The 24,209-nt window shown below is 58.1% G+C and carries 17 protein-coding genes; 2 read left to right on the top strand and 15 right to left on the bottom strand.

Features of this window, described 5'->3' with window-relative positions; genetic code table 11:
• Nucleotides 1-163: 163 nt before the first annotated feature.
• The 6 genes from K7H91_RS20850 to K7H91_RS20825 form a co-directional block, all read right to left on the bottom strand.
• Entirely contained in the window at nt 164-1,279 is a 1,116-nt protein-coding gene (locus K7H91_RS20850; RefSeq protein ID WP_230722132.1) for an FAD-dependent oxidoreductase, read from the bottom strand.
• Entirely contained in the window at nt 1,272-1,943 is a 672-nt protein-coding gene (locus K7H91_RS20845; protein ID WP_230722133.1) for an ATP-binding cassette domain-containing protein, read from the bottom strand. Before K7H91_RS20845 ends, K7H91_RS20850 begins: the two co-directional genes overlap by 8 nt.
• A 2-nt stretch (nt 1,944-1,945) precedes the next feature.
• Nucleotides 1,946-3,628 (bottom strand): ABC transporter permease, encoded by a 1,683-nt coding sequence (locus K7H91_RS20840; RefSeq protein ID WP_230722131.1) that lies wholly within the window; start codon nt 3,626-3,628, stop codon nt 1,946-1,948.
• Between the two features lie 45 nt (nt 3,629-3,673).
• Nucleotides 3,674-4,903: an ABC transporter substrate-binding protein gene (locus K7H91_RS20835; protein WP_230722130.1), complete on the bottom strand. Its 1,230-nt coding sequence runs from the start codon at nt 4,901-4,903 to the stop codon at nt 3,674-3,676.
• 84 nt (nt 4,904-4,987) lie between these two features.
• Entirely contained in the window at nt 4,988-5,233 is a 246-nt protein-coding gene (locus K7H91_RS25900; RefSeq protein WP_419197507.1) for a zf-HC2 domain-containing protein, read from the bottom strand.
• A gap of 109 nt (nt 5,234-5,342) precedes the next feature.
• Nucleotides 5,343-6,110: a TVP38/TMEM64 family protein gene (locus K7H91_RS20825; protein WP_230722128.1), complete on the bottom strand. Its 768-nt coding sequence runs from the start codon at nt 6,108-6,110 to the stop codon at nt 5,343-5,345.
• A gap of 296 nt (nt 6,111-6,406) precedes the next feature.
• On the opposite strand from K7H91_RS20825, the gene K7H91_RS20820 reads away from it, so the two are divergent.
• On the top strand, nt 6,407-7,015 hold the full coding sequence (locus K7H91_RS20820) for an RNA polymerase sigma factor (RefSeq protein WP_230722127.1): 609 nt from the start codon (nt 6,407-6,409) through the stop codon (nt 7,013-7,015).
• 59 nt (nt 7,016-7,074) lie between these two features.
• On the opposite strand, the gene K7H91_RS20815 is transcribed toward K7H91_RS20820, so the two are convergent.
• Together K7H91_RS20815 and K7H91_RS20810 are read right to left on the bottom strand one after the other, a co-directional pair.
• The gene (locus tag K7H91_RS20815) at nt 7,075-7,692 is read right to left on the bottom strand and encodes a CDP-alcohol phosphatidyltransferase family protein (protein WP_230722126.1); all 618 of its coding nucleotides are present in this window, start codon (nt 7,690-7,692) and stop codon (nt 7,075-7,077) included.
• Nucleotides 7,689-9,122 carry a dihydrolipoyl dehydrogenase family protein gene (locus K7H91_RS20810; protein ID WP_230722125.1) on the bottom strand — a complete coding sequence of 478 codons (1,434 nt, stop codon included), beginning with the start codon at nt 9,120-9,122 and terminating at the stop codon, nt 7,689-7,691. The genes K7H91_RS20815 and K7H91_RS20810 overlap by 4 nt, the downstream gene beginning before the upstream one ends.
• Before the next feature lie 642 nt (nt 9,123-9,764).
• Here K7H91_RS20810 and K7H91_RS20805 point away from each other — a divergent pair.
• Complete coding sequence (locus K7H91_RS20805; RefSeq protein ID WP_230722124.1) at nt 9,765-10,514, top strand: SDR family oxidoreductase; 750 nt, start codon at nt 9,765-9,767, stop codon at nt 10,512-10,514.
• 265 nt (nt 10,515-10,779) lie between these two features.
• Here the strand turns inward: K7H91_RS20805 and K7H91_RS20800 are convergent, their stop codons facing one another.
• The 7 genes from K7H91_RS20800 to K7H91_RS20770 all read right to left on the bottom strand — a co-directional run bounded on the left by K7H91_RS20800 (nt 10,780) and on the right by K7H91_RS20770 (nt 24,006).
• Nucleotides 10,780-11,040, bottom strand: coding sequence for a hypothetical protein (locus K7H91_RS20800; protein WP_230722123.1), 261 nt, complete (start codon nt 11,038-11,040; stop codon nt 10,780-10,782).
• A gap of 62 nt (nt 11,041-11,102) precedes the next feature.
• Complete coding sequence (locus tag K7H91_RS20795) at nt 11,103-13,523, bottom strand: hypothetical protein (RefSeq protein ID WP_230722122.1); 2,421 nt, start codon at nt 13,521-13,523, stop codon at nt 11,103-11,105.
• A gap of 144 nt (nt 13,524-13,667) precedes the next feature.
• The gene (locus tag K7H91_RS20790; protein ID WP_230722121.1) at nt 13,668-14,294 is read right to left on the bottom strand and encodes a hypothetical protein; all 627 of its coding nucleotides are present in this window, start codon (nt 14,292-14,294) and stop codon (nt 13,668-13,670) included.
• Nucleotides 14,295-14,431: 137 nt separating this feature from the next.
• Complete coding sequence (locus K7H91_RS20785; protein ID WP_230722120.1) at nt 14,432-16,576, bottom strand: hypothetical protein; 2,145 nt, start codon at nt 16,574-16,576, stop codon at nt 14,432-14,434.
• Nucleotides 16,577-16,877: 301 nt separating this feature from the next.
• Entirely contained in the window at nt 16,878-19,292 is a 2,415-nt protein-coding gene (locus K7H91_RS20780; protein WP_230722119.1) for an Ig-like domain-containing protein, read from the bottom strand.
• A 515-nt stretch (nt 19,293-19,807) separates the two neighbouring features.
• Nucleotides 19,808-21,415: a hypothetical protein gene (locus tag K7H91_RS20775; RefSeq protein WP_230722118.1), complete on the bottom strand. Its 1,608-nt coding sequence runs from the start codon at nt 21,413-21,415 to the stop codon at nt 19,808-19,810.
• A gap of 374 nt (nt 21,416-21,789) precedes the next feature.
• Nucleotides 21,790-24,006, bottom strand: coding sequence for a hypothetical protein (locus K7H91_RS20770; protein ID WP_230722117.1), 2,217 nt, complete (start codon nt 24,004-24,006; stop codon nt 21,790-21,792).
• Nucleotides 24,007-24,209 lie beyond the last annotated feature (203 nt).

Raw genomic sequence — 24,209 nt, 5'->3', positions numbered from 1 at the left:
AAGCTCACGCCGCCGCAACGTGCCACTCAGCCGCCGCTTACGATTTTTCCGGCTCTTATCACGATGGCGGGCTGGCAGCGGCACCGGAATGAATAGCCCCACGAATTGTAGACGCCTTCCTGCCTAAAATGAGGTAAGAAAGCGACCATGAGCAAATCGAGTTTTAGCGCAGATTTCGATATCGCTGAACAAACCGCGTATCATTCCAGTGTTTCCAGGCCTGCACCCCACGCCCCGAAACCGAGAGCCCCCACTTGTCGGCGATAGCGTGTCCGTTGGAAAGCGAGATCAGTGCCAGCCACGCGCGCTGGGGGTGAAAGGGCAGCAAGTCTTCACCTTCCAGGCTGCGACGGATGTTGTCCGCGAGGACCGGGCCCTGGCGAACGGCGAAGACGCCGGCCTTGGGCCGCGGGTCGGGCAGCGATGCGACATCGCCGGCTGCGAAGACATTGCCGTGGGAGACGGAACGCAGCGCGGCATCCACACGGATGAACCCGCCCGCATCCAGTTGGAGACCGGTCTTGCGAAGCCAAGCCGGAGCGCCGCTCGACGTGGTCCAGACGGCTTCGTCGACCGGAAGTCGCCTGCCATCGCCGGCGACGAGCTCGCCGTTTTCGAATGCGACGACATCGAAACCGGAATAATGTTCGATGCCAGCCTGTTGCAGTGCCGTCTCCACGAGTTTCCGTGTTCTATTGCTGCGCTCGGGAACAGGGCGGAGCGCGCGGCCTGCAAGCGTGACCTGAACCCGTCCGCGCGCGAACCTCTCACGAAGAGCGAAGGCCATCTCGACCCCCGCGACGCCCTGGCCGACAATCGCGAGGCGGAACGGTCCTTCGTGTTCCTCGGCCAAGGCGTCCAGCTGGGCCAGGCGCTCGGCAAAACTCGCGATCGGCTTCACCGGGAAGCCGCCTGAAATACCTGCCGGAAGCGAAGGCGCGGAACCGATATCGACCGAAAGCAGATCGTAGCCGACAACCTGTCCGTTTGCGAGCGATACGCTCCGGCGCCCGGGATCGATGCCGGTCGCGGATGTTTCCAGAAATGTCACGTCATTGCGATCACACAGAGCGGCCAGGTCGATATGAAAATCCTCGAAGCGGTATCGACCCGCGATATAGCCGGGCAACATGCCGGAATAGGGCGCATGGCGCGAGGGCGACACGAGCACGATCTTGCGGCCATGACCATGTTCGCCGAGCGCGCGGACAACCTCGACATGCGCATGGCCTCCGCCGAGCAGGACAACCGGCTTTTCCGTTTCTCGGGTCTCAGGCATGGGGCTGGCCTCCCGGGCCGATGCGATGGACGCCGCCGCCCGCAGCTTTCGCATCAGCCTCGTCATGGGTCACGAGAATGACAGGAAGGTCGGCATCGCGCACCTTGGCAAAGACGAGGCTGCGCATCTGGGCGCGCAATTCCGTGTCGAGCTTGGAAAAGGGCTCGTCCAGCAGCAGCAGCCTCGGGCGCGAGACGAGCACGCGCGCAAGCGCGACCCGGGCCTTCTGCCCGCCGGATAGCGTTGCCGGGTCTCGCTTTTCGAAACTCGCAAGATCCATTTCGGCCAGAATACCGGCTGCGATGTGCCGCCGGGCGCGGCGGTCTTTCACGTCGGCGGGAATCGCGAATGCGATATTGGCGCCGACCGACATGTGCGGAAAGAGGAGCGGATCCTGGAACAGGATGCCGGCCCGTCGCGCTTCCGGCGGCAGCGCGAGCAGATCCACGCCATCGATCGTGACTTCGCCCGCGGTTTCGAACACCGGATCGAGAAAGCCGCCGATGAAAGAGAGCAACGTCGATTTGCCGGAGCCGGAAGGCCCCATCACGGTCAACACGTCGCCGGATGAAACATGCGCTGACAGATCGATCAGCGTGTCGCTGCCGAGACGGATCACGACGTTGGAAAGTGAAAGGCCGCTTCTGTTATTGCCGTGCCGCATGGTCAAACCCGCATGTCCCGACGGTTCCGGTGGAGGAGAGCGGGCAGAAACGCGGCCAGTGAAAAAGCGATCAGCGGCAGAAGTGTCTGCAGCAGGGCATAGACGCCGATAACGCGGCGATTGTTGCCGGAAGCGAGCGCGACGGCCTCCGTGGTGATGGTCTGCAGTCGTCCCTCGCCGATGAGCAGCGTTGGCAGGTATTGTCCGACCGAAACGGCAAAGCCGACGGCCGATGCCGTCAGGATCGGCCTGATCAGCATGGGCAACCGTATGGAGAACAGAACGATGAGGCGAGAACGCCCGAGCGCTGTGGCGATGATTTCATAGCGCCGGTCGAGCGCCCGCCAGGGGTCTGCGAGCGAGAGAAACACATAAGGCAGCACGAAGACGAGATGAACCAGGACCAGCGCGGCGTAGCGATGCTGGCTGCCGCTGCCGATGAAGAGGAGTTGCAGGCCGAACACGAAGGTAATATGCGGCACGATCAGCGGCAGGTACAGAATGAACAGGCTCCGTTCGCCGCCGGTTCGTCCAGTCTGGTTCTCCCGTTCGAGGCAGCCGACCGTCAGCAGGATGGCGATCAGTGTCGAGAAAAAGCCGGTTACAAGCGTGGTGACCAGCGGATCGATCATGCGTGGCAATGCCCGTATCCAGCTGCGCATGGTAAAGTCACGCGGCAAAAGGTCTGGGAACTGCCACAGCCCGGCCACCGACCAGACCGCGAGCAGTATCAGGCCGGCAAAAACGGTGGAGCCGAGAATCCCGATGACCACAGCCGAGAATTGCCGCAGCGCCGCATCCCGCGCGAAGCGACAACCGCGATCCCGCGACAGCCGAAGCAATGCGGCGCAACACCGTTCCAGCGCGTACCAGACGACAAGCGCTGCAAGCGTCACCGCCAGTTGAACGACGGCGCCGGCGGACGCCATGAAACGAAAGGTGAGATCCGGGTCGCTCATCCATTGCACGAGACGCGTGGCGAGCGTGCCGGGCAGGTTGGGCCCGAGGATCAGCGCGACGTCCACCACCGATGTGGAATAGGCGATGACGGCATAGACGGCAAAACGGATCTGCCGGTAGAGCGCGGGCCACAGAAGATAGATGAAGCCGGCGATCCGCCCGTAACCGAAGGAGGCCGCCAGTCTGCGTGCAGGGGCAAGGTCGATCTGCGGCAAGGCGGCGAGTGTGACGAGAAACAGGAAGGGTGTTTCCTTGAGCACCAATCCGGCGATCATCGCCAGTCCCATGGGATCGTGCGGGATCAGGATATCCGGCGGCCGTGCGATGCCGAGAACGGGTGCCGCGAGCCGGACCAGATAGCCTGACGGGGCGATCAGGAAGGCGAGCCCGAAGGCTGCCGCCGCGTGCGGCACGGCAAGAAGCGGCGAAAGCAGATGCTGAAGACGCGACATCGTCGGGGTTCCGGCAAACCCTGCGATAAAAAGCAGGGTAGCCGTGAGGGAAAGCGCCGTGGTGACCAATCCGGTCATGAAACTCAGTATCGTCGCATCGATCAGCCCCGGCGCGGCAAACAGGCTGGCGAAGGCATCGAGCCCGAAGCTGTGGCCGCCGAGTGCAGGCAGGTAGCCAAAGGCGGGGAGCAACGTTCCAAACAATCCGAAGGTTATGGGCAGCACAAGAAGGGCGAGGGTGACCGCGACCGCGCTTCCGGCGAGGCGCGCCACCCATCGTCCCGTTTCAGCTTGTGCGCCCTGAATGCCCGACACGGATCAGTTGCCGCTTGCGTAGCGTCTGCGCCACTCGGTCTCGATCCTGTCCATCCAGCTCGCATGGGGTTCGGCGATGACCGGTCCCAGCTGGTCTGGCGGAAGGGTCGCCACGCCAAGATCGAGCGATTGGAAGGCAGTGCGGTCTTCCTCCGGCAGTTTGTCCATGGCGAGAACGGTGGGATCGCCCCAATAGGCCGGGTCCTGCTTGCGCAATTGCGCTTCCGGGGACAGCAGGAAATTGGCGGTCAGCAGGGCAGCTTCCCGGGCATTGGCATTATAGGGGATGGCGACGAAATGCGTGTTCCCCAACGTGCCGCCGGAAAAAGTGAAGGAACGCACGGTATCGGGCAATTCGCCCGCCTCGATGCCGGCCGAGGCTTCCGCCGGGTTGAAGGCGAAGATGATATCCAGTTCACCGTCAGCCAGCTTCTGTTTCATGTCAGGATAGTTTTGCGGAAAGGCATGGCCAGAGCGCCACGCCACGTCATGCAACTGGTCGAGATAGGCGAAAAGCGGCTCGACGTCGCGTTCGAAGGTTCTCTCATCTACCGGCTCGTCGAGCTTCGAGGGATCGTCGATCAGCTCGCTCAGGACCTGTTTGAGGAAAGACGAGCCGATGAAGTCCGGCGGAGCGGGATAGGAAAAGCGGCCCGGATGTTGCTTCGCCCAGTCGAGAAGTTGAGTGGAATTATCGGGCAACGAACCCGCGTCCGTACGGGCACTGTCGTAAAAGAAGACCATCTTCGCCCCGCCCCAGGGGCTTTCCAACCCGTCTGTCGGCTCGGTAAAATCCGTGAGGATGGTCGGCTGGTTCTCGGCATCCACGTAACGCCAGTTGGGCAGCGACGTTGCCCAGTCGGGGGAGAGAAGCAGATCCTGTTTCTTCATCGAGACGAAATTCTCGCCATTGATCCAGATGAGATCGACCGAGCCATTTTCATCTTTCCCGGCAGCCTTTTCCGCCACCACTTTGGAAACGGCACTCGCGGTATCGTCGAGCTTGACCTGAACGACCGTGACATCATGGCGCTCTTGCATCCGCGCGCCCACCCATTCGATATAGGCATTGATGTTTTCCGAGCCGCCCCAGGCATTGAAGTAAACCGTCTGACCCGCGGCTGCCTTTTCGATCTCCGGCCAGTCGTTCACGCCGGGGTCGGCGGCTGCGGCATTCAGACAGCCGCTCCCGCTGATCACGCAAGCCGCCAGAAGTTGTTTCGTCAAACGCATATTGTTTTGCTCTCCCTGATCGGTTCAGCCGGAGGCAGTTCGCCCAAGCCCCCGTCTTTCTGAGATTCAAGCTGCTCACATCCTTCAGATTCTGTCGATGGGGTGCTGCTGCCTTCGCGCGAGTGCGGCATGGATTTCCGGGTCGATGTGCTGTTCTTCCGAACCGCTTGCCATGCGCGCCAGATCTTGCGCGGTTCGCATCTGCGCCACAAAGGCGCGGCAGCCGCGGCACATGGCGAGGTGCAGTTTCATGTTAAAACGCTGCCACGGCCCGAGCTCGCCATCTATGAGAAGGCTGGCGCGTTCGGCGACTTCACTGCATCGTAACATCAGATAATCCTCATCTGTGGACTCTATGGACAGGACTCGCGCGGCCACGACCCGTTACAGTCCTGATTGTCTTTTTGCCGTCGGTTTCGCTTTTTCGGCCGCCCGCCGTTCAGGAACCGCTCCGGCGTCGGCGGATCTGCCTGACGACCGTCGGGATCAGCGCCACTACGGCCAGCGCAAAGAAAGCGAGCGTGATGTCCCGTGTCACCAGATCGGAAATCTGCGCCTGGCGTCCGGCCTCCTGCGCGGCGACCAGCACGCTGTCGACGCCCTGGCCGAGATAGGCATAGGCAAAGGTGCCGGGCAGGATGCCGAAAAAGGTTGCGGCGGCGAAGCGCCCGAGGCTGATATCGAACAGGGCGGCGGCGATGTTCACCACGAAGAAGGGAAATACCGGTGCGAGCCGGATGACGAACAGATAACCAAATGCATTTTCACGAAAGCCGTCGGCGAGTTTCCTGACCACCCCGTCGACCCGGTGCTGCAAAAAGCTGCCAAAGGCCGAACGCGTCGCCAGAAAGAGGATCGATGCGCCGATTGTGGCGCCGACGGCGACGAGCGCCCCGCCCGCCAGCCAGCCGAACAGGAATCCGCCGAAGATGGTGAGGATCGACGCTGCCGGAAACGAAAAGGCGACGGCGACAATGTAGACGCTGACAAAAATCAGCGCCGACCAGGCCGTATTGGCATCCACATAGGCCCGCAACACCTGCCGTTGTTCGGCAAGAAACCCAAGGTTCAGATAATTCTGCAAGCCGAGGGCATAGCCGAGCGCCAGCCCCAGCACAATAATGCCGACAGGCGCGAAGCGCGACAGGCGGGTTCCCGAAGCTGTGCGGGGTTTTTGCGGGCGCGGTTGGTTATGATCATCAGACATCTTTGAATATCCAGTCATGGGTGAGATCTCTGGTCGTGGCGGCCTCGGCCCCGCAATCCGGAAACGTTGTTCTCCTGAGCCGCGACAGGAGCCGGAAGGTGCGGCTCTCGGGTAGTCATGGTGCATGAACGCAGGACAGTTCATTCGATCCATATCGCATTCCAAACATGGGATTGAATCAAGTTCCCGAGAGGCGGAAGCGGGGTTGCGTCACGATGGCTTGATCGGCGCAAATCGCTCTGGACTTCCGGAAGGACTGTTCTGTTAATGGAACGCCAACGGTGGCCGGAGGGGTTGTGAGTAATACGGAAAGTGACGAGCAGACTTTGTCGCGGCGGCTGGTCGAAGGGGATCATGTTGCCTTTGAAGGCCTGTTCCGACGGCACAATGCGGCGATGATCCGCTTTTGCACAGGGATGGTCCAGTCCCGTCAGATTGCGGAAGAGGTGGTTCAGGATACGTGGATTACCGTGCTCAACCGTATCGATCTCTTCGAGGGACGCAGTTCGCTGGCGAACTGGATATTCACCATCCTTATCAACAAGGCCCGCACCCGCGCAAAGCGCGACGGGCGTGTCGTCCTGTTTGACGACCAGGGTGACAGCAATGGACTGGAGGATGCTTTTGACGGACGCGGACGCTGGCGCACATTGCCCGCGCTTTGGGACGATCTGACGCCCGAGCGCCACGTGGCAGGCAAAAGCATTTTGCAGCACGTGGAGGCTGTGATCGGGACGCTGCCTCCGGCACAGCGGGCGGTGCTGATCCTGCGCGGTCAACAGGAGCTCGATCCTTCCGAGGTCTGTGCGCTTCTCGACATCAGCGAGGGAAATATGCGCGTTTTGCTGCACCGGGCGCGTGTCACGCTGCGCAATGCCCTTGACCGTCTGGACAAGGAAGTCTGACAGCAGGCGCATGGCCCTTGGCCGTGTCCAATCCCGGGTCGGCACTTTCCAATGTGTGATCATTTCGCGGCGCCGGAAAAGGCGACCCAGCCCTGCCGCCACCGGATCACGGTGGTAAGCGCGCAGAGCGCTGCGAAACCATAGGCGATCACTGGAAAATTTCCGGGAAACAGGCACATTGCGACGAAGATCGCGATTGTCTCAAATCCTTCCGCCAATCCTCCCGCGTAATAGATGCCCTTCGTGGGAAACTCCGGCGCTTCTTTGCCGCGCTTGGCGGCCACTGCGGAAAAGGCAAGGAAGGACGAGCCGGTTCCGACGAAGGAGACGATCAGCACAGCCGCCGGCAGTGCATGGATAGCGGGAGCCTGAACGGCAAAACCCAGCGGTATGAGGGCGTAAAACACCATATCGAGCGCTATATCGAGATAGGCTCCGCGATCCGTCGGGCCCTGGATGCGGGCCACGGCGCCGTCCAGCCCGTCCATGACCCGGTTACAGAGAATAAGGGCGAGAGCCAGCGACCATGCACCGAAGCAAAGGCCGACGAACGCGCCGACGCCGGTGAGAAAACCGGTGAGGCTGATCACGTCGGCGCGTAGGCCGCGCCGCGCCAGAAGCCCGGCAACCGGCTGAAGGACAGCGCGCTGAAGCGGCAAGATCCGGGCGTCGATCATCCGCGCCTCCATGTCTGGAATCTTTCGAGTAGCGAAAGGAGGACGCCGTTGAGATGGTTGCGGCGCCACTGGCCGGCAACCATCTTGTTTGCCTCGGCGCGTGTCGGATAGATATGGATCGTACCCAGGATTTTCCCCAGACCGTGTCCGTGTTTCATGGCGAAAACGAATTCCGCGAGCAGATCGCCGGCATGGTCGCCGACGATGGTCGCACCGAGAATCCTGTCCTTGCCCGGAACCGTCAGCACCTTGACGAAGCCGCCTGGCGAACCATCGGCGATTGCGCGGTCGAGATCGTCGTTGCCGAAGCGCGTCACCTCGTGGGGAATGTTCTTCTCCTTCGCCTCGGTTTCGGACAGCCCGACACGCGCCACCTCCGGGTCGGTGAAGGTTGCCCAGGGAATGACGCGGTAGTCGGCTCTGAAGCGCCTGATGTCGCCAAAGAGCGCATTGATCGTGGCAAACCAGGCCTGATGCCCGGCGACATGGGTGAACTGATAAGGCCCCGCGACATCGCCGGCGGCGAGGATATTCGGGTGAAGCGTTTGCAGATACGCATTGGTCGCCACGACACGGTCCGTCTTGATGCCGAGCTCTTCCAGACCGAACCCTTTCAGCCGCGGCGACCGGCCAACGGCAGCGATCATGTCGTCGAATTCGATGCGCTGTCTGTCGCCATCGTTTTCGACCTCGATCCATTTGCTGCCCGCGTCCACGCCGCAGGCGACAGCCTTGTGACCCGTCAGAACCCTCACGCCATCCGATCGGAGGGATGCCTCGACGAGCCCGGAGGCGTCCACGTCCTCGCGCATCATCAGGCGCGGCGCCATTTCGATCTGTGTGACTTTTGACCCGAGCCGTGCAAAACTTTGCGCCAGTTCGCAGCCGATTGGCCCGCCGCCCAGCACGACCAACCGCTTTGGCGCCTCGGGGCGATCGCGCAGTCCATCCCAGAGCGTGTCTGACGTGAGAAAGCCGACATCCTCAATGCCGGGGATCGGCGGCACGAAGGGTTGCGCGCCTGTAGCGATGACGATCGCGCGGGTCGTCAGGCGTTGGGTCTCGCCGCTGCTCAACGCGATCTCCACCGTCCAGGGATCGATCAGCTTCGCATAGCCTTGCAGGACCTCGACACCCAGTGCGGTATAGCGTTCGATGCTGTCATGCGGCTCGATTTCGGCAATAACCTCGTGCACCCGCTCCATCACGGCGGAGAAGGGGATATTCGGCTCGACCGGTCTGAGCCCATAGCGGTGTGCGTTGCGCATCTGATGCGCCGCCTTCGCACTGCCGATCAGCGCCTTGGATGGCACACAGCCGAAGTTGAGGCAGTCGCCCCCCATCCTGTTCGCCTCGACCAGTGTCACCTTTGCTTTCGCGCCTGCGGCGATATAGGCCGAGACGAGCCCTGCGGAACCAGCGCCGATCACGATGAGATTGCGGTCAAATCGCTTAGGCCGTTTCCACCGCTGTGCGCTGGTTTTCGTTTTTTTATCTGTCGGTGCCATTCGGTCGCCTCGTGAAATCGCGGCCCACTGGAGCCTGCTTCACAGAAGACTGTCGAACGCCGGATCTGTTACGCAAAGCGGAGCAAAAAGTTGCAGGAAATGTTTGGCGCACAGCAAAGCCGCCACGATGGCGTTCGGAATTGCAGCGGTCGCGCCGACGTCGTTCCGCAATTATCTTGGAGGAACAAATGAAATCGGCCTTCAGGAATCGGCACCATTTTTGTCATCGGCCGGATTAAGTTCGTGTTCGAGTATTAGGATTTTTACGCGGATGAATATCATCCCGACGGGGTCGTCGGTCCATATTAAGACCTGATGCCGACCGTCAATACCGGCTGTGTCGACGCCGAGATCTGGACGACGGTTCCAAAGGCAGTTTTGCACCCCCATTTCGGTTGTTCACGTCCGCTCATCAGGAGGTGCAAAGCGGACATTCGCCGATGCAGTATGTAGCCACATTGGACAAAGTAGTTCGTTACGAAGCCAAATCTGGCCGCAGGAATCGGGTGTCCGGAAACTAGAATTTTCCTTATCCCATTGATCTCCAATTCAAGGAGAATACCCATGGGAATTTTAGAGAACAAAGTTGCAATTATCACCGGTGCGTCCTCTGGCATAGGGCGGGCCGCCGCTTTGTTGTTTAGCGCAGAAGGCGCGAGCGTCGTTTTGAACGCACGAGGCAAATCGTCCTTGGAGAGCGTGGCGAGACAGATTGAGGAAAATGGTGGACGCGCACATCTGGTAGCCGGAGATGTTGCCTCATCCGAAACACACGAAGAGCTGGTCGCAGCAGCGACGACGGTTTTCGGTGGGCTTGATATTGCCTTCAACAATGCCGGGACAGTGGGAGCGATGAAACCGATCGCAGACATGACGGCTGATGAATGGCATCAAACCATTTCCACAAACCTCACGGCGGCTTTCCTTGGAAGCCGTTTCCAGATACCGGCAATGCTCAAACGCGGTGGCGGCTCGATCATTTTCACGTCAAGCTTCGTTGGAACGAGCGTGGGGCTTCCCGGCATGGGAGCTTACGCAGCGGCCAAGGCTGGATTGATGGGTTTGGTCAAAGCCATCGCTGCCGATTATGGAGCCATGCATATCCGTTCAAATGCACTTCTTCCCGGTGGCACGGACACCGGCATGGCGGGTGATCAATCGCAAAAGGAATGGGCCGCCGGTCTCCACGCTATGAAACGCATAGCTCAGCCGGAAGAAATTGCGCAGGCCGCGCTATTCCTCGCAGGCCCGGGATCGAGTTTTGTTACAGGTTCAGCGCTTTTTGCCGATGGAGGAAACTCAGCCGTCAAGTGATGCTGCCTTGAGCTTGAGGTCGTTTTTGCAAACGACCTCAAGCTCAAGGCGCTTCTCAGGAAGGCAAAGGCGCGAACCTATGACGACCTGTGAGAGCTGTAGGCCACGTCTGCAAACTCTTCACGCCACTGAAATGCTGGAATTACTTCAAATCAACCGCATGCGTTGCAGACTAATCGCCCGGTGCTCCTACAAGGGCGCTGCCATTTGAATTTTATAAGGATATTAATCTGGTTCGATCTCGCCGAAGGTCTCCTCTCCGCCGTTATCTCGTTCGAGATGACGGGTTTTCTTCGGCTTGCTGCTGGCTCCATTCGCGAAGCGCGCCTTGGTCACAGAAGCCGAGATAGACGCCGTAGGCGGCATCGTCCTTGCACAGGACGGTATCGATCTTTTCATCGGAAATGGTGGTGCGGGAATGCTGTCTGCGCGCCCAGCCGAACAGCTCGCCGCTAAGGCGCGCTATCTCGTCCTGGTGCTGCGCCGAGGCGCCGAGATCGTTGACCCGATACTTGTCCGCAACCATTCCATGGAGGCCAGTCTGACCGGCGCAGTCAGCGCCGGCCGGCAGTGTCCCTTTCAGAACGCTCAGGCTGAATAAGGAACATAGTTTGAATCATAGTGCACCATTGTTCCTTCTGTGCTGGAATAGGTCGTATCCATCGAAGAGCACATGATGAGATCGCCGGTTTCGACGGTTACGTTGGATAGATAGGGTACGGTGTAGGTGCCAGGCCCCCCGATCAGATGGTCGATGACCTTCAACCCGTCGGCACTACGCCATGCAAGCAATCGTTGATTGGCGGTGCTCACATTGGCGGTCAGTTCGCTTGTGGTGACAGCTTCGACGGTAAGCATCGTTGGCACATCACCAACATAGATATAGAATGGATCGGAATTGTAGCCGCCTTGATCTGTTGCCACGGCTTTCAACACATCGCCCGTCGACGCAGGCTTGCCGATATTGATTTGCCAACTATAACCATACTGTGCTGAGCCGACGGCGGTTGAACCCATGTCTTGCCCATTCTTGCTCAATGACACCAACGTTCCGCCCGGGCCGGTCCCGGAGATAACGGCCGTATCCCATTTGGTAATCATTGGCGGCGCCGGCTTGGCGGTCACTGCTGCCGTGATCGTGAACGGTGTTTCACCGGATAGCTCGCCGGCATCGGTTTCGGCCCAGGCAACCATCTGATCGCCTACGATGAGCGCGGGCACAGGCGTGATCGACCAGTCCCTGCCGCTGGTAAGATGGCCGCTATTGGCAATCGACTTCCGGGGCATGACCGATGCATAACCCACATGGATGACGATATTCGGCAACTCGCTAAGGTCGGCCGTGAGCACTGGCTCATCGCCCTCAATGTCGGTGGGATGTCCGAAACTGACGTTCGGTTTCGGAGGCACATAGCTATCGACGTCGACAGGCGTCGAGCGGTCTGAATTAACGCCTAGCTGGCCACCTTCAATAAGGGTCCAGGCAACGGCGAAAATCTCGTCACCATCATGGGGAGCATAACTGCCGGTCGGGTTGACCTGCCAGGCGCCGTTGGTGACCGCCGTGCCGCCCGAATTGATAGCCTGATCATCCTCATCTGCGTTATGGACGAATACGACGGTGCCAGCTGTGGATTCCGTGCCCGCGATCTTTGAAGGGATGTAGGTATCGATAACCGGTGCAGCGGGTTTGCCCCCCGACGCATCGGCATAGCGTACGGTGGCCGTCGATGTCTGGATGTCATTGGTCAGTTGCCATGAATCAAGCACTTCGAAAAACACCCGCGTCGTCGTCGGAAGAGCTCCGACTGAAAGCGTCCAGTCGGCGGACCAATAGCCAATCCGGTTGCTCCGCGCGGCCCAGATCAGGCCGGCATCTTCGGTCGAAATGATTATGTTTTTCAGAGAGCCGGCGTAGCCCCAGGCCCCGTTCTGATCGATATATAGCACCAGAGGGGCACTGGGCCGCGTGCTGCCAATCGTCACGCTTGAGGGGATCAGCGATTCCGCCGTGTCGTTGCCATTCGTCGTCATCGCCACCAGAATATCACCGAACTGGAACTCAAAGGGCTGGTAATCAGCTGCATCATTGCTGGTCCACAGACCGTTTTGTGGCACTGCTACCGAGCCCTTATGAACGGTCATCCCGTCGCGGTATTGCGCGTAGTCGACCTGTAATCCTGGCTGCGCCATGCCGCCCAGTTGGTTGCCCGAAAACGTCTCGATGATCGGAGCAAGGCAGTCGTTCCTGATGGCAGTGAAAATCGGGCCTTTGGACGTGTCGCCGTCAATATGGGTGCGTTGGATGACGACGCGCGTGCCAACTTCCAGCGGGTCCTGAAACGAGAGTGACCATGCCCCCGCGTCACTCGCCACAGTGCTGGCAAGCTCCTGCCCTGATCCGACATCGAATAACTGGATGTTGTCGTTCGGCCTGGCGCCGCAGCCGGCAACGCGGTCGACATTCCGGTCTTCGACCGAAAACGCTTCGGCTTTTGTGAAAAACGGCATCGAAGTGTTGCCAATGAGGGATTCCGCCATGACGCAGACTGTGTCGCCTGCTTCTACGGCATCGCCAAACCTGACAGTCCACACACCGTGCTTGCCGAAGACAAAGGACTGGCCGAGAACCCGGCCTGTGGGTCCAAAGACGATAACTTTCGTGCCGGGCCTGCTGTGACCGAAAGCCAGGGTTTTGCTGACATAGATATTGGCAAGCTCAGGGTTGTCTCCGCCATAAATGAACTTGACCGTAGCCGAACAGGCCTTCGTTTCGGGGTCGCAGGCCCGGATATCAAATTGAGTATAAAGACGCGGTGCGTCGTCGAGCGCAATCGCCCAACGGCCATTGATATCATCCGCCGTTGCGGAGAGCACGCGCTGATCAGCGTTGCTGGTCAGAAGAACCGTCTTGCCAGGTTCTGCCGTGCCGGAAAAAACTCCGGTGGCTGCGGTGAATTTCATTGCCGGCGGCAGCAGAGACGTGCTGCCTTTGAAATCCTGAGACATGGTGCTTCTCCGTAACGTTGTTATGATCTGTGTGCTCTGCGTCATTTCTCAACTAAAGAGCCTTGCTCCCCAGCAAATGCTACTATTACGTGCATCCATTGGTGCAATTCCGCCTGTCGGCAGGACGATCTCGGGGCTTCGTCTTTACTCGGTTGCTTCGCTTTTCGGCGCGATCGGCTCGTCGGGCTCAACGATCGTAAAAGGTCTCTCAGCCGATTTCGCGCCGGCATCGGTCTGGGCCCAGGCCACCATCGTTTCGCCAGGGGACCTGCTCGGTGATGGGGTAATGGCCCATGACTGGCCGGTGAGATGACCACTATTGCCAACCGGGGTGCGGCTGATATCCAGTTGAGGAGCGATATACACGGTGGTCATTGCCTGGAGTGAGGGTTGAAGTATGAATTCAGTGCCCTCGACATCATCTGGATAGCTCGTCATGATCTCAGGGCTGGGCGGTACAAATGCGCTGACCGTCTTGGGCTGGGACGGGTCAGAGGAGACCGTCAAATTGCCGTTTTCAACCATCCATGCAACTGCGGTGATTTCATCGCCATCCTTCGGAGTATCGGCGCCTGTTGGTTGGATCTGCCAGCTTCCAAAAAAGACGCTTGCGCCCCCCGGGTTGACATCTCGGCCTTGGGTCACGTTGTGAACGACCACAACCGTGCCTGGTGTCGCTTCCGTGCCGCCAATAACACTCGTCCTGTATGTTGTGATGGCAGGTGCGTCGGGCTTCGACGTTGACGCATTGCCGGTCGCTTGTTCAGACATGCTGCTTCTCCACCAAGTTTGGATTTTCTGTGCCTTTCGCCCCTCCGGTATTGCAGCTCGCACCGCTACGAAAAGGCAGTACATCCTAAAGCGGCAGACCGGCGCCAATCATCGCTGGCGCCGACGCCGGCAACCGGTTACATATCCGGGTTGACATAACCTTCCTGTTGGCGGTTGAAGGGCGTCATGCTTCCTTCGTCGGTATATCCGCAGACAAGCCAGAGCAAATCGCCGTCCTTGAGTTTCTCGCCATCTTCAAATTTAGCGGTGAAGGCGGGGTCGGAGCCCGGGATTGTATAATTGGTGACGATTTGCTTTCCGTCACTTCCGCGCCAGGCCTGGACAACCATCTCTGGCACCGGAGATATTCCGGTAACTTCGGTTTCCGTCACCGTGTTGATGATTACGCCTCCAAGAGTGCTGACGCCCACCTCCTTAATGTATGTCCCTGACGTATCGGTTGAATCCTGTTTATATTGCGCCGTTGCGAAAACCCTTGTCGTTGTCGGAAAGGAGTCCCCATACTCACTTGTCAAATCAATATTCCAGCTTGTGCCTTGTGTAGCTACCGGATCAAATGACTTAGGCTGCTTATTTGGCAGTTCCACGGTCACGACAACCCAGGTGTTAAGCTGCGCCTGCCCGAAAATTTTCGGCGTGGCCACATTCAGGATTTCCGGCGGACAGGGCACGCCCGCGGCCGGTGTCTTCTTCACGGTATAGGGCTCCGATTTATCCGAAGTTGCGCCAGGTGCGTCCGAGCCGATTTCCGTGGCTTGCGCATAGACCTTGTCGCCCACGCTCGGCGGATCGTCAGGAGCCACGATCCAGGAATTGTCGGAGTTAACCGGAACCGGCGTATCATTCACCGCCATGCCGTCTGATTGCTTATAGACGATGATCGTTGAATTCGCGTCTTCTTCGGTTCCGTAAAACGCTCCGTCCGAGTCCTGCCCCGTAATGACGGGCTTCGGCGGCTTTGACCCATCAGCATCAGCATAGCGGCCGGCATAATCTGAGGTCGGCGAGAAGGGATCGGTGTAGATGTTTTCAACCGATACGAAATAGACAACGGTTGTTTTCGGCAGCTGACCGTAGGTAGCGCCCCATTTGAGGTTCCAGGTGCCATCGGAGTCAACCTGCGCCTTGCCAATATAACCATGCTCCGCAGTTGACGCGATGACATATTTCAAAGGTTCCGCTGTGCCCGAAGCTTCACTCTGGTCGATAGACGTCACTTCGGGCGGAGCGAACCGCTCCTGACCGACTTGAATTATCGAACAAAAAAGCGAATCCGCCGTCTCATCCGTCGCCATGGATTTTGCGATGAGAAGATCTCCCGTTTTGACCGGTGTGTCGGTGAATTCGGTTCGCCATCTGCCACTCTCATCCGCTTGGACTGTGTGGCTCTCCATAATGCCTCCGTTGCGACGCAGTGAGCATTGGACAGAGAGCCCGGCCACGGCAAGTCCTGCCAATTCAGCCTCTCCAAGGTACTTGATGAATGGCATCAGGCTACGCTTGAGTGAAGCGGAGAAAGACGGGCCATGTGAGGTTACGCCTGATTTGTCGACGCGTCGGATGGTAATCGGTGTGCCGCGCTTAAGCAGTTTACAGAAAGACACCGACCAGGTGCCGAGGTCGGTCGCATCCGTGCTGGCCAGTAACTCTCCGTTCGAGCGATTGAACAGCTCAACCTTTTCACCCGGCTTGGCTCCGGAACCGGCAATATGCGCGACATTGCGGTCGTCTACCGAGAAGGTCTTGGCTTTTGCAAAGACCGGCAGGGATGTTGCACCAGCAGGTCCGCTCGCGATGACGCAGATCGTGTCACCGGCATTGAGCGGCGTGCGGAAATTCACAGCCCATGTACTCTGTCCGGCAATGACCAGATCGCGCCCGAGAAGTGCGCCGTCAGGTCCGTAAACGCTGATTTCAGCGCCGCCGGTGACTTCGCCGAAGGCGACGGTTTTGCTGGCATAAACATTGGTAGGCCTAGGCTGGCTCCCGCCATAAATGTATTTTACCTTGATCGACGAGATTCCAGTGTGCTGGTCACAAGCCCAGATTTCGAAAATGGTATAAAGCCGCGGCGTATTTCCGAGCGCGATTTTCCAACCACCATCTTGCCCGCTCATCGTCGAGAGCATTTGCTGGTCGACGCTGCTGGTCAGACGAACAGATACTCCGGGCGCGGCGGTTCCGCTAAAAATTCCGCTTGCCGCGTCAAAGTTGATTTCCGGGGGCAGCAGCGAAAGGCTGCCGACAGTCTTATGAGCCATGATCCTCTCCGTGACACTTGTTTGGACTGGTTGCTTCGCTTGGCTGGATAAAAAACCGAATGAGGCGAAGAAAACCAATTATGCATGTATAAGTTGTATAGATCGACGCGATCTGGTCGTAGGCGCGTTCGCGTCGTGTTATTTTTCATGCTGAACGGTCACACCCACCCACACACTCTGGTAGGCACGCCATCTCACCGCAGCGCAATCGCCAGTGTGGTGGCAGAGCGCTTCAGCTGAGGCGGACGACCGGCGGCGAAACGCCGGTTGTCCTGTTCTCATCGCAAGCGATGTTTTCTCGTCAACTGACCTGGTTCCCTTCATAAGTGGAGAAGCAGGCTTCCGGATCGCCGGTATCATTTTGCGAAACGAACCTGATGAAATCGCCGCTCTTGATGTTCGAATCGGCTATATATGTGGCATTGAACGAAGCCGTATTCGTAGGGTAGTCAACGACTTTCAGGCCATCTGATACGCGCCAACCCAGGATGATCTGCGGCAGGTTAGTGGTCGTGCCGCTGAACCCGCTGGTTGTTACTGAAGAATTATCAATTTTAAGCGTTGCGCGCGGTTGGTCGACGACGATGTAAAATGGATCGGACTCGGCGCCAGTCTTTGGGTCAGTGGCAGTGGCGCTCAACTTGGTGTCAGCTGGCGGCTTGTTTCCAATGTCGATTTTCCAGCTTCGGCTCTCCGCATCAACAACGGCGCTGCCTGCAAAGCCATCGTTGACAGTAAGCTTCACGGTTTGACCAGGCACGCCACTCCCTGTGATGATCTCGCTTGACCAGTTGCCGATACTCGGTGGGAGCGGTTTTTCGGCTGCATTAATCTTGAAAGGGCGGTAACCAGATATGGCGCCGGCATCGGTCACGGCCCAGGCAACCATCTCTTCGCCGGCGGTCCGGGGCGGCGCTGGGGAAATGGTCCATGTCTGACCGGTGAGATGACCACTATTGGCGACCGGTGTGTGGCTGATATCCAGTTCAGGAGCAATGTAGATCGTGGTCATTGTCAGGTTTGCGGGCTTGGATATTAGTTCAAGGCCCTCGATATCGTCCGGATAGCTTTTCGTGACCGAAGGCGTAGGCGGTACAAATGAGCTGACATTTTTGGGGACGGACTCGTCCGAAGCGGTTAACAGTATATTGTTCTTGGTAAGCCATGTGGTCGCGATGATTTCATCATTATCACCGGGGATCAGTGGGGATTTAGGTATGACCTGCCAGATTCCGTCAGCGACGAGTGCGCCGCCCGGATTGATATCCTGCCTTGTTGTGTTGTTGTGAACAATGACAACGAGGTCATAGCCGGGGACCGGCGTTTGGGTGCCTTCGATATCGGTTGTCATATATTTAACGATGACAGGTTTGGCGGGCTTTATCCCCGCGAGATCTGCAAAACTCGCGGTGATCATCGAAGTGGGTAACTTCTGGTTTTCCAGCAGTGTGTCATACGCCGCAAAGAACACAACCGTGGTGGTTGGAAGAGAACCGACGAAATCCTTCCAGCCGAGTTGCCAATAGCCATCGCGGCCTGCCTGCGCCAGGGCCACGACGCCGTCTTCTGCCGTCGAGGCGAGGATGAACTTGAATGGCTCTGCCCAGCCGTTGGCGCCATCTGAGTCAATTTTCTCGACCAGCGGCGTGCCGGGCCTTGTACCGTCGACCTTGACATTGGAGGAAAACACCGATTCTTTCGTTCCGTCGGCGCTCTGCGTCGTTGCGAAAATGATGTCACCTTTCTGGAAATCGAAGGCGTAGGGCTCGGTTGCGGCGTCGCTCGACCAGAGACCGTTTTCGGGCACGGTCACAGTGTCGCTGTGGACCATGTTTCCGTCGCGAAGCTGCGTGTAGGTCACCTTCAGTCCGGGATCGGCCCTGCCCGTGATCGTCGTGCCGGAAAATGACGCGATGGCCGGAGACAGGCATTGATTGCGCAGTGCAGTGAATACCGGCCCTGTCGACGTCTCCCCATTCCTGTGAATACGCTCAACGGAGATGCGCAAACCAGCTTCGATCGGGTCGCAGAAAGAGAATTCGAAGCGGCCATCCTCAGCGGCAATGGTCGAGGCGATGACTTGCCCCGCCGCAATGTCATAGAGCTCGACTTGATCGCCCGGCTCGGCGCCTGTGCCGGCGATGTGACCGACATTGTGGTCGTTAAGCGAAAATTCTTTCGCTTCGACAAAGCAAGGCATGGAAGTATTGCCGCTTAAGGCTTCCGCGAGAACACAGATCTTGTCGCCTGCTTCGACGGCATTGCCAAAGCGGATGACCCAGGCGCCATGTTCGCCCAACGCCAGCGCACGGCCGAGGAGCTGACCTTCCGGTCCGAAGGCGCTAACCTTGGTACCGGGGGTGCTACGACCGAAGGCCAGGGTTTTGCTGGCATAAATATCGGAAAGCTTCGGATTATCGCCTCCATAGGTGAATTTGACCTTGTCGGAGCTTTCTCCCTCCGGCCCGTCGCAGACCCAGATCTCGAACGTGGTGTAGAGGCGTGGAGGCTTGCGGAGTTCGAGCGTCCAACTGCCATTGGCATCAGCGGTCGCGGTGAGCATGCGCTGATCGTCGCTGCCGGTCAGACGGACCGTCTTGCCGGGCTCAGCCGTGCCGGTGAAAGTGTGCGTCGCTGCGTTGAACTTCAATGCCGGCGGCAGCGGCCGCGAGGCGGCGGATGCGGGAGCCGTCGGGCTCCCTGTCTCGATAGACATGGTGCTTCTCCGTAAAATAGTGTGCTCTGAAATTCTACCGGCGGCGGCTCTCTCCGGCGCCAGTTCAAGATTAGCCCATGCTATCCTAGGTTGTCTAGATAAAAATACAACCTAAGATTTAATTTTTAGAAGTAAGGCCGTTTGTGATCAACTCGGAAATATCAGATTAACGCTACTTCGCCTCATGAACTGCAGGTCATGGCATTAGTTAAAGGTTTATAAATAGCAATATATTGTCCTGGCGCGGGTCGCAGATGTGCCCTGATCGAAATAGTCTGATTTCTTGCTGGACGTGAGCACAGAAGAGATGAATTACAATTAAAGGTTGCGCTCGACTCCCACAAAAAAACATTCCAGCACGGTCCTTCTTGCTCCGGCTCTGCGTGAATGGGAGATTGCCAAGGTCGAAACAACTGAGAGCTGATCCGGCATTTCAGCCGGAACATTCCCGGCGCAGAAGCTTTCGCATCGGCGCCGGGCTTTATGCATCAGAGGCTTTTTTTGAATTGATGCGCTCATTGAACGTAGTAATACGGCCCCGGATTTGAATTTGTTCCGATGTCACCGCCATCCGTCGGCCTGTTCGCAATTCCATAGCATTGACTGCCGACGGAAACGGCCGAGTAGCTTTCCGCCACCCAGTTCTGGTTTGAAGTGGGCGGGCTGCTTGGACCAACAGGATATCCGGTGGTGTTGTTCACGACGAGAATCGTTGTGCCATCCTCGGTATCTGTACCACTGAATGTTGCATTATTCGCCCCGTTAGGGGGCGTGTAGTCGGTGATCGTGGGCTCCGGCACCGGATCAGCCGCATCATCGGCGTAGCGCATGGCAAAACAGGATGAGGGATTATTGACGCCGGAGCCGGTCAGAGACAGGTAGGTTGTAAACTGGACCAGCATGACTTCATCGCTCCAGTCGGGCATTGCCTGCCAGTTCAATGTCCAGCTTCCGTCTTCGGCGACTCTGGCCCAGGAAAGCACACCGCGGTTGACAGACGAAGCCACAACGAACTCACTGGGATTGGCGAAGCCGGTCGCGCCACTCTTTCCCGATGTCTCGATGTAGGGCATTCCCGGCCTGTATTCGCCGATCGTCAAGGAGGCATGGAGCTGTGATGCCTTTGTTCCATCCTGGCTCGCGGTGGTCACGACAATGCCGTCACCGGACCGAAGGTCGAGGTCGCCAACCTCCCAGGCTGCCGACTTGTCTGACACGGCACTTCCCGAGGCGATGGGCTCATGATTGCGGATCAGGGTGTAGTTGATCTTCAGGCCCGGATTGGCTCTGCCCCGAATATACGTGTCTTCAACCATGTCGATAACCGGGGAAAGGCAATTGTCCGGGGTCACGGAAAATGTCAGATCCTTCGTTGCCATGCCATTCTTGTCGACCCTCATGACTTCGATGCGGGCGCCGGCCTCGAGCAGCTTACGCGGCGAGGTCGACCATGCACCGTCTTCCCCCACCGTGGCGTCTGCAATGAGATTCTGACTTTCTGCGTCGAGCAGCAAGATCCTCTCTCCGCTTTTGGCGCCTGAGCCGCTGATCCTGCCGACATTTCGCTCGTCGATCGAGAATGTCTGGGCTTTCTGAAAAATCGGCATGGCGTGAAGGCCGGTGAACTGCTTTGCGGTAATGCAGACCTTGTCACCGGCGTTGAGCGTTTCGTCGAACGTCACCGACCATGGGCCGTCATCGCCGAAGATAAAGGCCTTTCCGAGGGTCTGTCCCGCCGGCCCGTAAGCGGTGATTTCCGTGCCAGCCTTTCCACGGCCGAATGCCGTGGTCGTACTGGTATAGACATCGTCAAGCTTCAGGCTTTTGCGATCATGCATGAACTTGATCTTTTCCGACTCTGCATTGGTATCGGGATCGCTGGTCCAGACCTCGTAAATCGTGAACCATTTCGCAGGTCCGTCGCCGGATAGCTGCCATCTGCCTTCGTCAGTGGAAAAGCACTGCCGCAACTTCGAGTCGACGCTGCTTTTCATGTTTACGATCAGTCCAGGCTCGGCCGTGCCGGATAACAGCCCCTGGAAGGAATCGAAATTTATCTCGGGCGGCAGTGGTCGTTGGGTATTGGACTTGAGAAACGACCGGTCCTGTGCTTCCTGCGACATTGTGCTCTCCATAAGAATATTTGGGTTGAAGCTGCTCGATAAACCCATGGTGTGGTGCGAACAGGATTTATAATCCCAGGTTGTATTTCGTCGGGCAGTCGTGCCGGGGGCTGCCCGGTGCGCGCCCGTTGCTGTTCCATTGATGACCCGCAGCAGAAGGTCTGTTCGCTGGTCAGCAGATTGACCGGACGGCCCGGTGTGAAAGACAGCCGGCATTCGTGCCGGCTGCTGCCCGAAACGGCGGGCGGTTTTGCTGAACCGCCCGACGCTTTGATCTGTTGGGGTTGCGCATCGGCCCTCAGGTCGATTCTGATGTTCGGGTCGGTGCGCAGGGCCGCAACGGCGGCAGAAGACTGCCGTTGGTCCACATTCGTCTACGCGCCGCGAGGCGGTGCGTCGGGATTAATGTATCCCTCGTCCTGCCGGTTGAAGGGCCCGAAGTTACCCGTTGGGGCGAGGGCCGAAACGACATTGATCTGGTCGTTGGCATCCAGGGTCAGGCTATTCTCGTAATTGAACGTGAAACTTTCGCTACTGCCCGTTTGCTGACTGACGAGCTGCATGCCATCACTGGTGCGCCAGGCCAGAATCCACAGTCCCGCTCTTCCTGCCCTGCCCTTGACGTAACTGGTGGTGACTTCATCAACATAAAGCGGGCCGCCATTCTTGTCCCCGACTGTACGATAATATGTGTCCGATTGGTTCGAAGAACCGGCAAATTCTGCGGTCGCCCACACCTTGCTACCCCCGGACAGAGGGTGCCCGGGTAGATTGTATCTCCAGTTTGTCTTGCTCTGGCCTGCCTGTGTCGCAACGCCGATTTTGGGCGGGTCCTTCTGCTGATTATCATAGCTGTCTACATAGTGCAGGTAGACATAGGTGTTGATCTGAGACACGCCATAGATCGATGAACCGTCGCAGCTGGTGATTTGCGGCGGGACCGGCTTCTTGGTATTGCTTTGGGGCATGCCGACAATGGCAGGGTCTCCCGGCTGTGAGGTCGGCCCCAACCCGTCCCCAATTGTCGGGTCCGAGTAGGTCGCTTGACCATAGACTTTGTGTCCGTTCTCGACCGTATCTTCGATCGTAGTGTTATTTGAATTCCAGGTGTTGTCTGACTGAACAACGATTTCGGGGTCCATAAGGCCTTGGCCGGTGCTCTCGTCGTAGATCTGTACCACTGTCGGCAACGTTGCCTCGGTACCCTCAAACAGAGTGGTTTCAGCAGTGGTGATGACCGGCGGCTCGACGTAGAGCACATTACTTTGATTTCTTCCCGTGAAAGGTGAAGTCACCGCCCACGGCGTGTCATAGTCAGTTGCTGCTTCGGCAACGTTGAAAAGAGCAGTCTCGTTCCTGGGTATACCCAGAGTAGCCGGATCGGGAAAAATGAACGAACCGTCATAATTTGTGCCTGTAAAGGCCTGAACCCCGTTCTGCGGGGATGAAATGAGCACAATACTGCCTGGGCTGGCAAAACCTTTGTACTGCCCATTTTCGAGACCGCCGACCAGAGGCGGGAGAGGGACCGGAGTGCCATATTCGATGCCGGAGTGATAATTGGATGCCGGGCCTATTCCTGATGGTTGCTGAGTTGCCGTGAAAGTGTAACCCGACTGAGGGGGCATCGGCGGTGGAGCTTGCCAGTTACCTCTCGAATCAGCGGTCGCCTGCGAGTACTTACCAGAGAGCGCTGAGTGGCTGTTCTTGGGAAAGACCATAACCATTATCCGGCCGTAGGGTAGCCCGGTGCCCCAAATCTTGTCATATTTGAGGCCGACGATTGTCGGCGCCACGGTACCAGAAGTCAGATAGATTCTGCCCGGCCCGCGGGAAATCGTGCCGTCCTTGTGGATGCGCTGAATCCGCGTGAGCGCATCGGATTCGATCTGATTGGCGAGCTTGAGGGTCCATTTGCCATCATCGTTGGCTTCAACCGTCTCGATCAACGCGCCGCTTTCTTCCTCAAGCAGCTGGATCAGGTCGCCAGGTCGGGCGCCGGAGCCCGCAAACTGGTAATTGCTGGCCTCGCGGACCGAAAATGCGTGCACCTCGGTAAAATGCGGCATGGATGTATTGCCGTTGGGATGTTTCGCGATAATGCAAACGCGGTCCCCCGCCTGCGGCATGTTCTCCTCGAGAAATTTGACGCGCCAGAAACCGCGGCCGAACATTGCCTTCGCACGCGCGAACAGTTTGCCGTTCGAAGCGTAAATGGCAATGTCGCTGTCCTTCGATGCATGGCCGCAAGCCGCGGTTTCGCCGACATAAACATCTTCGAGCTTCGGATTGTAGCCGCCAAGGGTGAACTGTACCTTGTCGGATTCCTGACCGCTTTTGCTGTCGCAGGACCAGATCTTGAAGATCGTGTACCAGCGCGCCTCTTCGCCCAGCACGATCTTCCATTTGCCGTCCTTGCCGACGGTGACGGAAGAGGCCTGCCCGTCGACATTGCTGCTCAGCTTAATCGTCAGGCCAGGCGCAGCCGTTCCGCTGAACGTTGCTGTTGAGGTGGTGAAATTCACCTCAGGTGGAAGAGGCCGATCAGGCCCTGCGAGAGTGGACGCTTTGTCCGGGACGTTCACATTCATGTTGGATCTCCGTAAATTAAAATGTCTGAAAACTTTCAACGGCGGCATGGGGGCCGGCGCATCTACAGAATAGCGATATAAACCTATGGTTGTCTATATTACATTGCAACCTTTGGTATACTTGTCAGTTTTTCAGCCTATAAAGTGTAGAAATATCAGCAGAAATTCCGGGAAATATTGTCATACGAAATAAAATAATACGC

The organism is Martelella mediterranea, from assembly GCF_021021415.1.
GTDB classification, from domain to species: Bacteria; Pseudomonadota; Alphaproteobacteria; order Rhizobiales; family Rhizobiaceae; genus Martelella; species Martelella mediterranea_C.
Note: the sequence above shows the minus strand (reverse complement) of the source record. Positions and strands in the feature narration are given on the sequence as shown.

Bases quoted from the DNA above. Each gene is read 5' to 3' on its own strand.
- K7H91_RS20850 (WP_230722132.1), bottom strand. From the start codon at position 1,279: ATGCCTGAGACCCGAGAAACGGAAAAGCCGGTTGTCCTGCTCGGCGGA.
- K7H91_RS20845 (WP_230722133.1), bottom strand. From the start codon at position 1,943: ATGCGGCACGGCAATAACAGAAGCGGCCTTTCACTTTCCAACGTCGTG.
- K7H91_RS20835 (WP_230722130.1), bottom strand. From the start codon at position 4,903: ATGCGTTTGACGAAACAACTTCTGGCGGCTTGCGTGATCAGCGGGAGC.
- K7H91_RS25900 (WP_419197507.1), bottom strand. From the start codon at position 5,233: ATGTTACGATGCAGTGAAGTCGCCGAACGCGCCAGCCTTCTCATAGAT.
- K7H91_RS20825 (WP_230722128.1), bottom strand. From the start codon at position 6,110: ATGTCTGATGATCATAACCAACCGCGCCCGCAAAAACCCCGCACAGCT.
- K7H91_RS20815 (WP_230722126.1), bottom strand. From the start codon at position 7,692: ATGATCGACGCCCGGATCTTGCCGCTTCAGCGCGCTGTCCTTCAGCCG.
- K7H91_RS20805 (WP_230722124.1), top strand. From the start codon at position 9,765: ATGGGAATTTTAGAGAACAAAGTTGCAATTATCACCGGTGCGTCCTCT.
- K7H91_RS20800 (WP_230722123.1), bottom strand. From the start codon at position 11,040: ATGGTTGCGGACAAGTATCGGGTCAACGATCTCGGCGCCTCGGCGCAG.
- K7H91_RS20795 (WP_230722122.1), bottom strand. From the start codon at position 13,523: ATGTCTCAGGATTTCAAAGGCAGCACGTCTCTGCTGCCGCCGGCAATG.
- K7H91_RS20790 (WP_230722121.1), bottom strand. From the start codon at position 14,294: ATGTCTGAACAAGCGACCGGCAATGCGTCAACGTCGAAGCCCGACGCA.
- K7H91_RS20785 (WP_230722120.1), bottom strand. From the start codon at position 16,576: ATGGCTCATAAGACTGTCGGCAGCCTTTCGCTGCTGCCCCCGGAAATC.
- K7H91_RS20780 (WP_230722119.1), bottom strand. From the start codon at position 19,292: ATGTCTATCGAGACAGGGAGCCCGACGGCTCCCGCATCCGCCGCCTCG.
- K7H91_RS20775 (WP_230722118.1), bottom strand. From the start codon at position 21,415: ATGTCGCAGGAAGCACAGGACCGGTCGTTTCTCAAGTCCAATACCCAA.
- K7H91_RS20770 (WP_230722117.1), bottom strand. From the start codon at position 24,006: ATGAATGTGAACGTCCCGGACAAAGCGTCCACTCTCGCAGGGCCTGAT.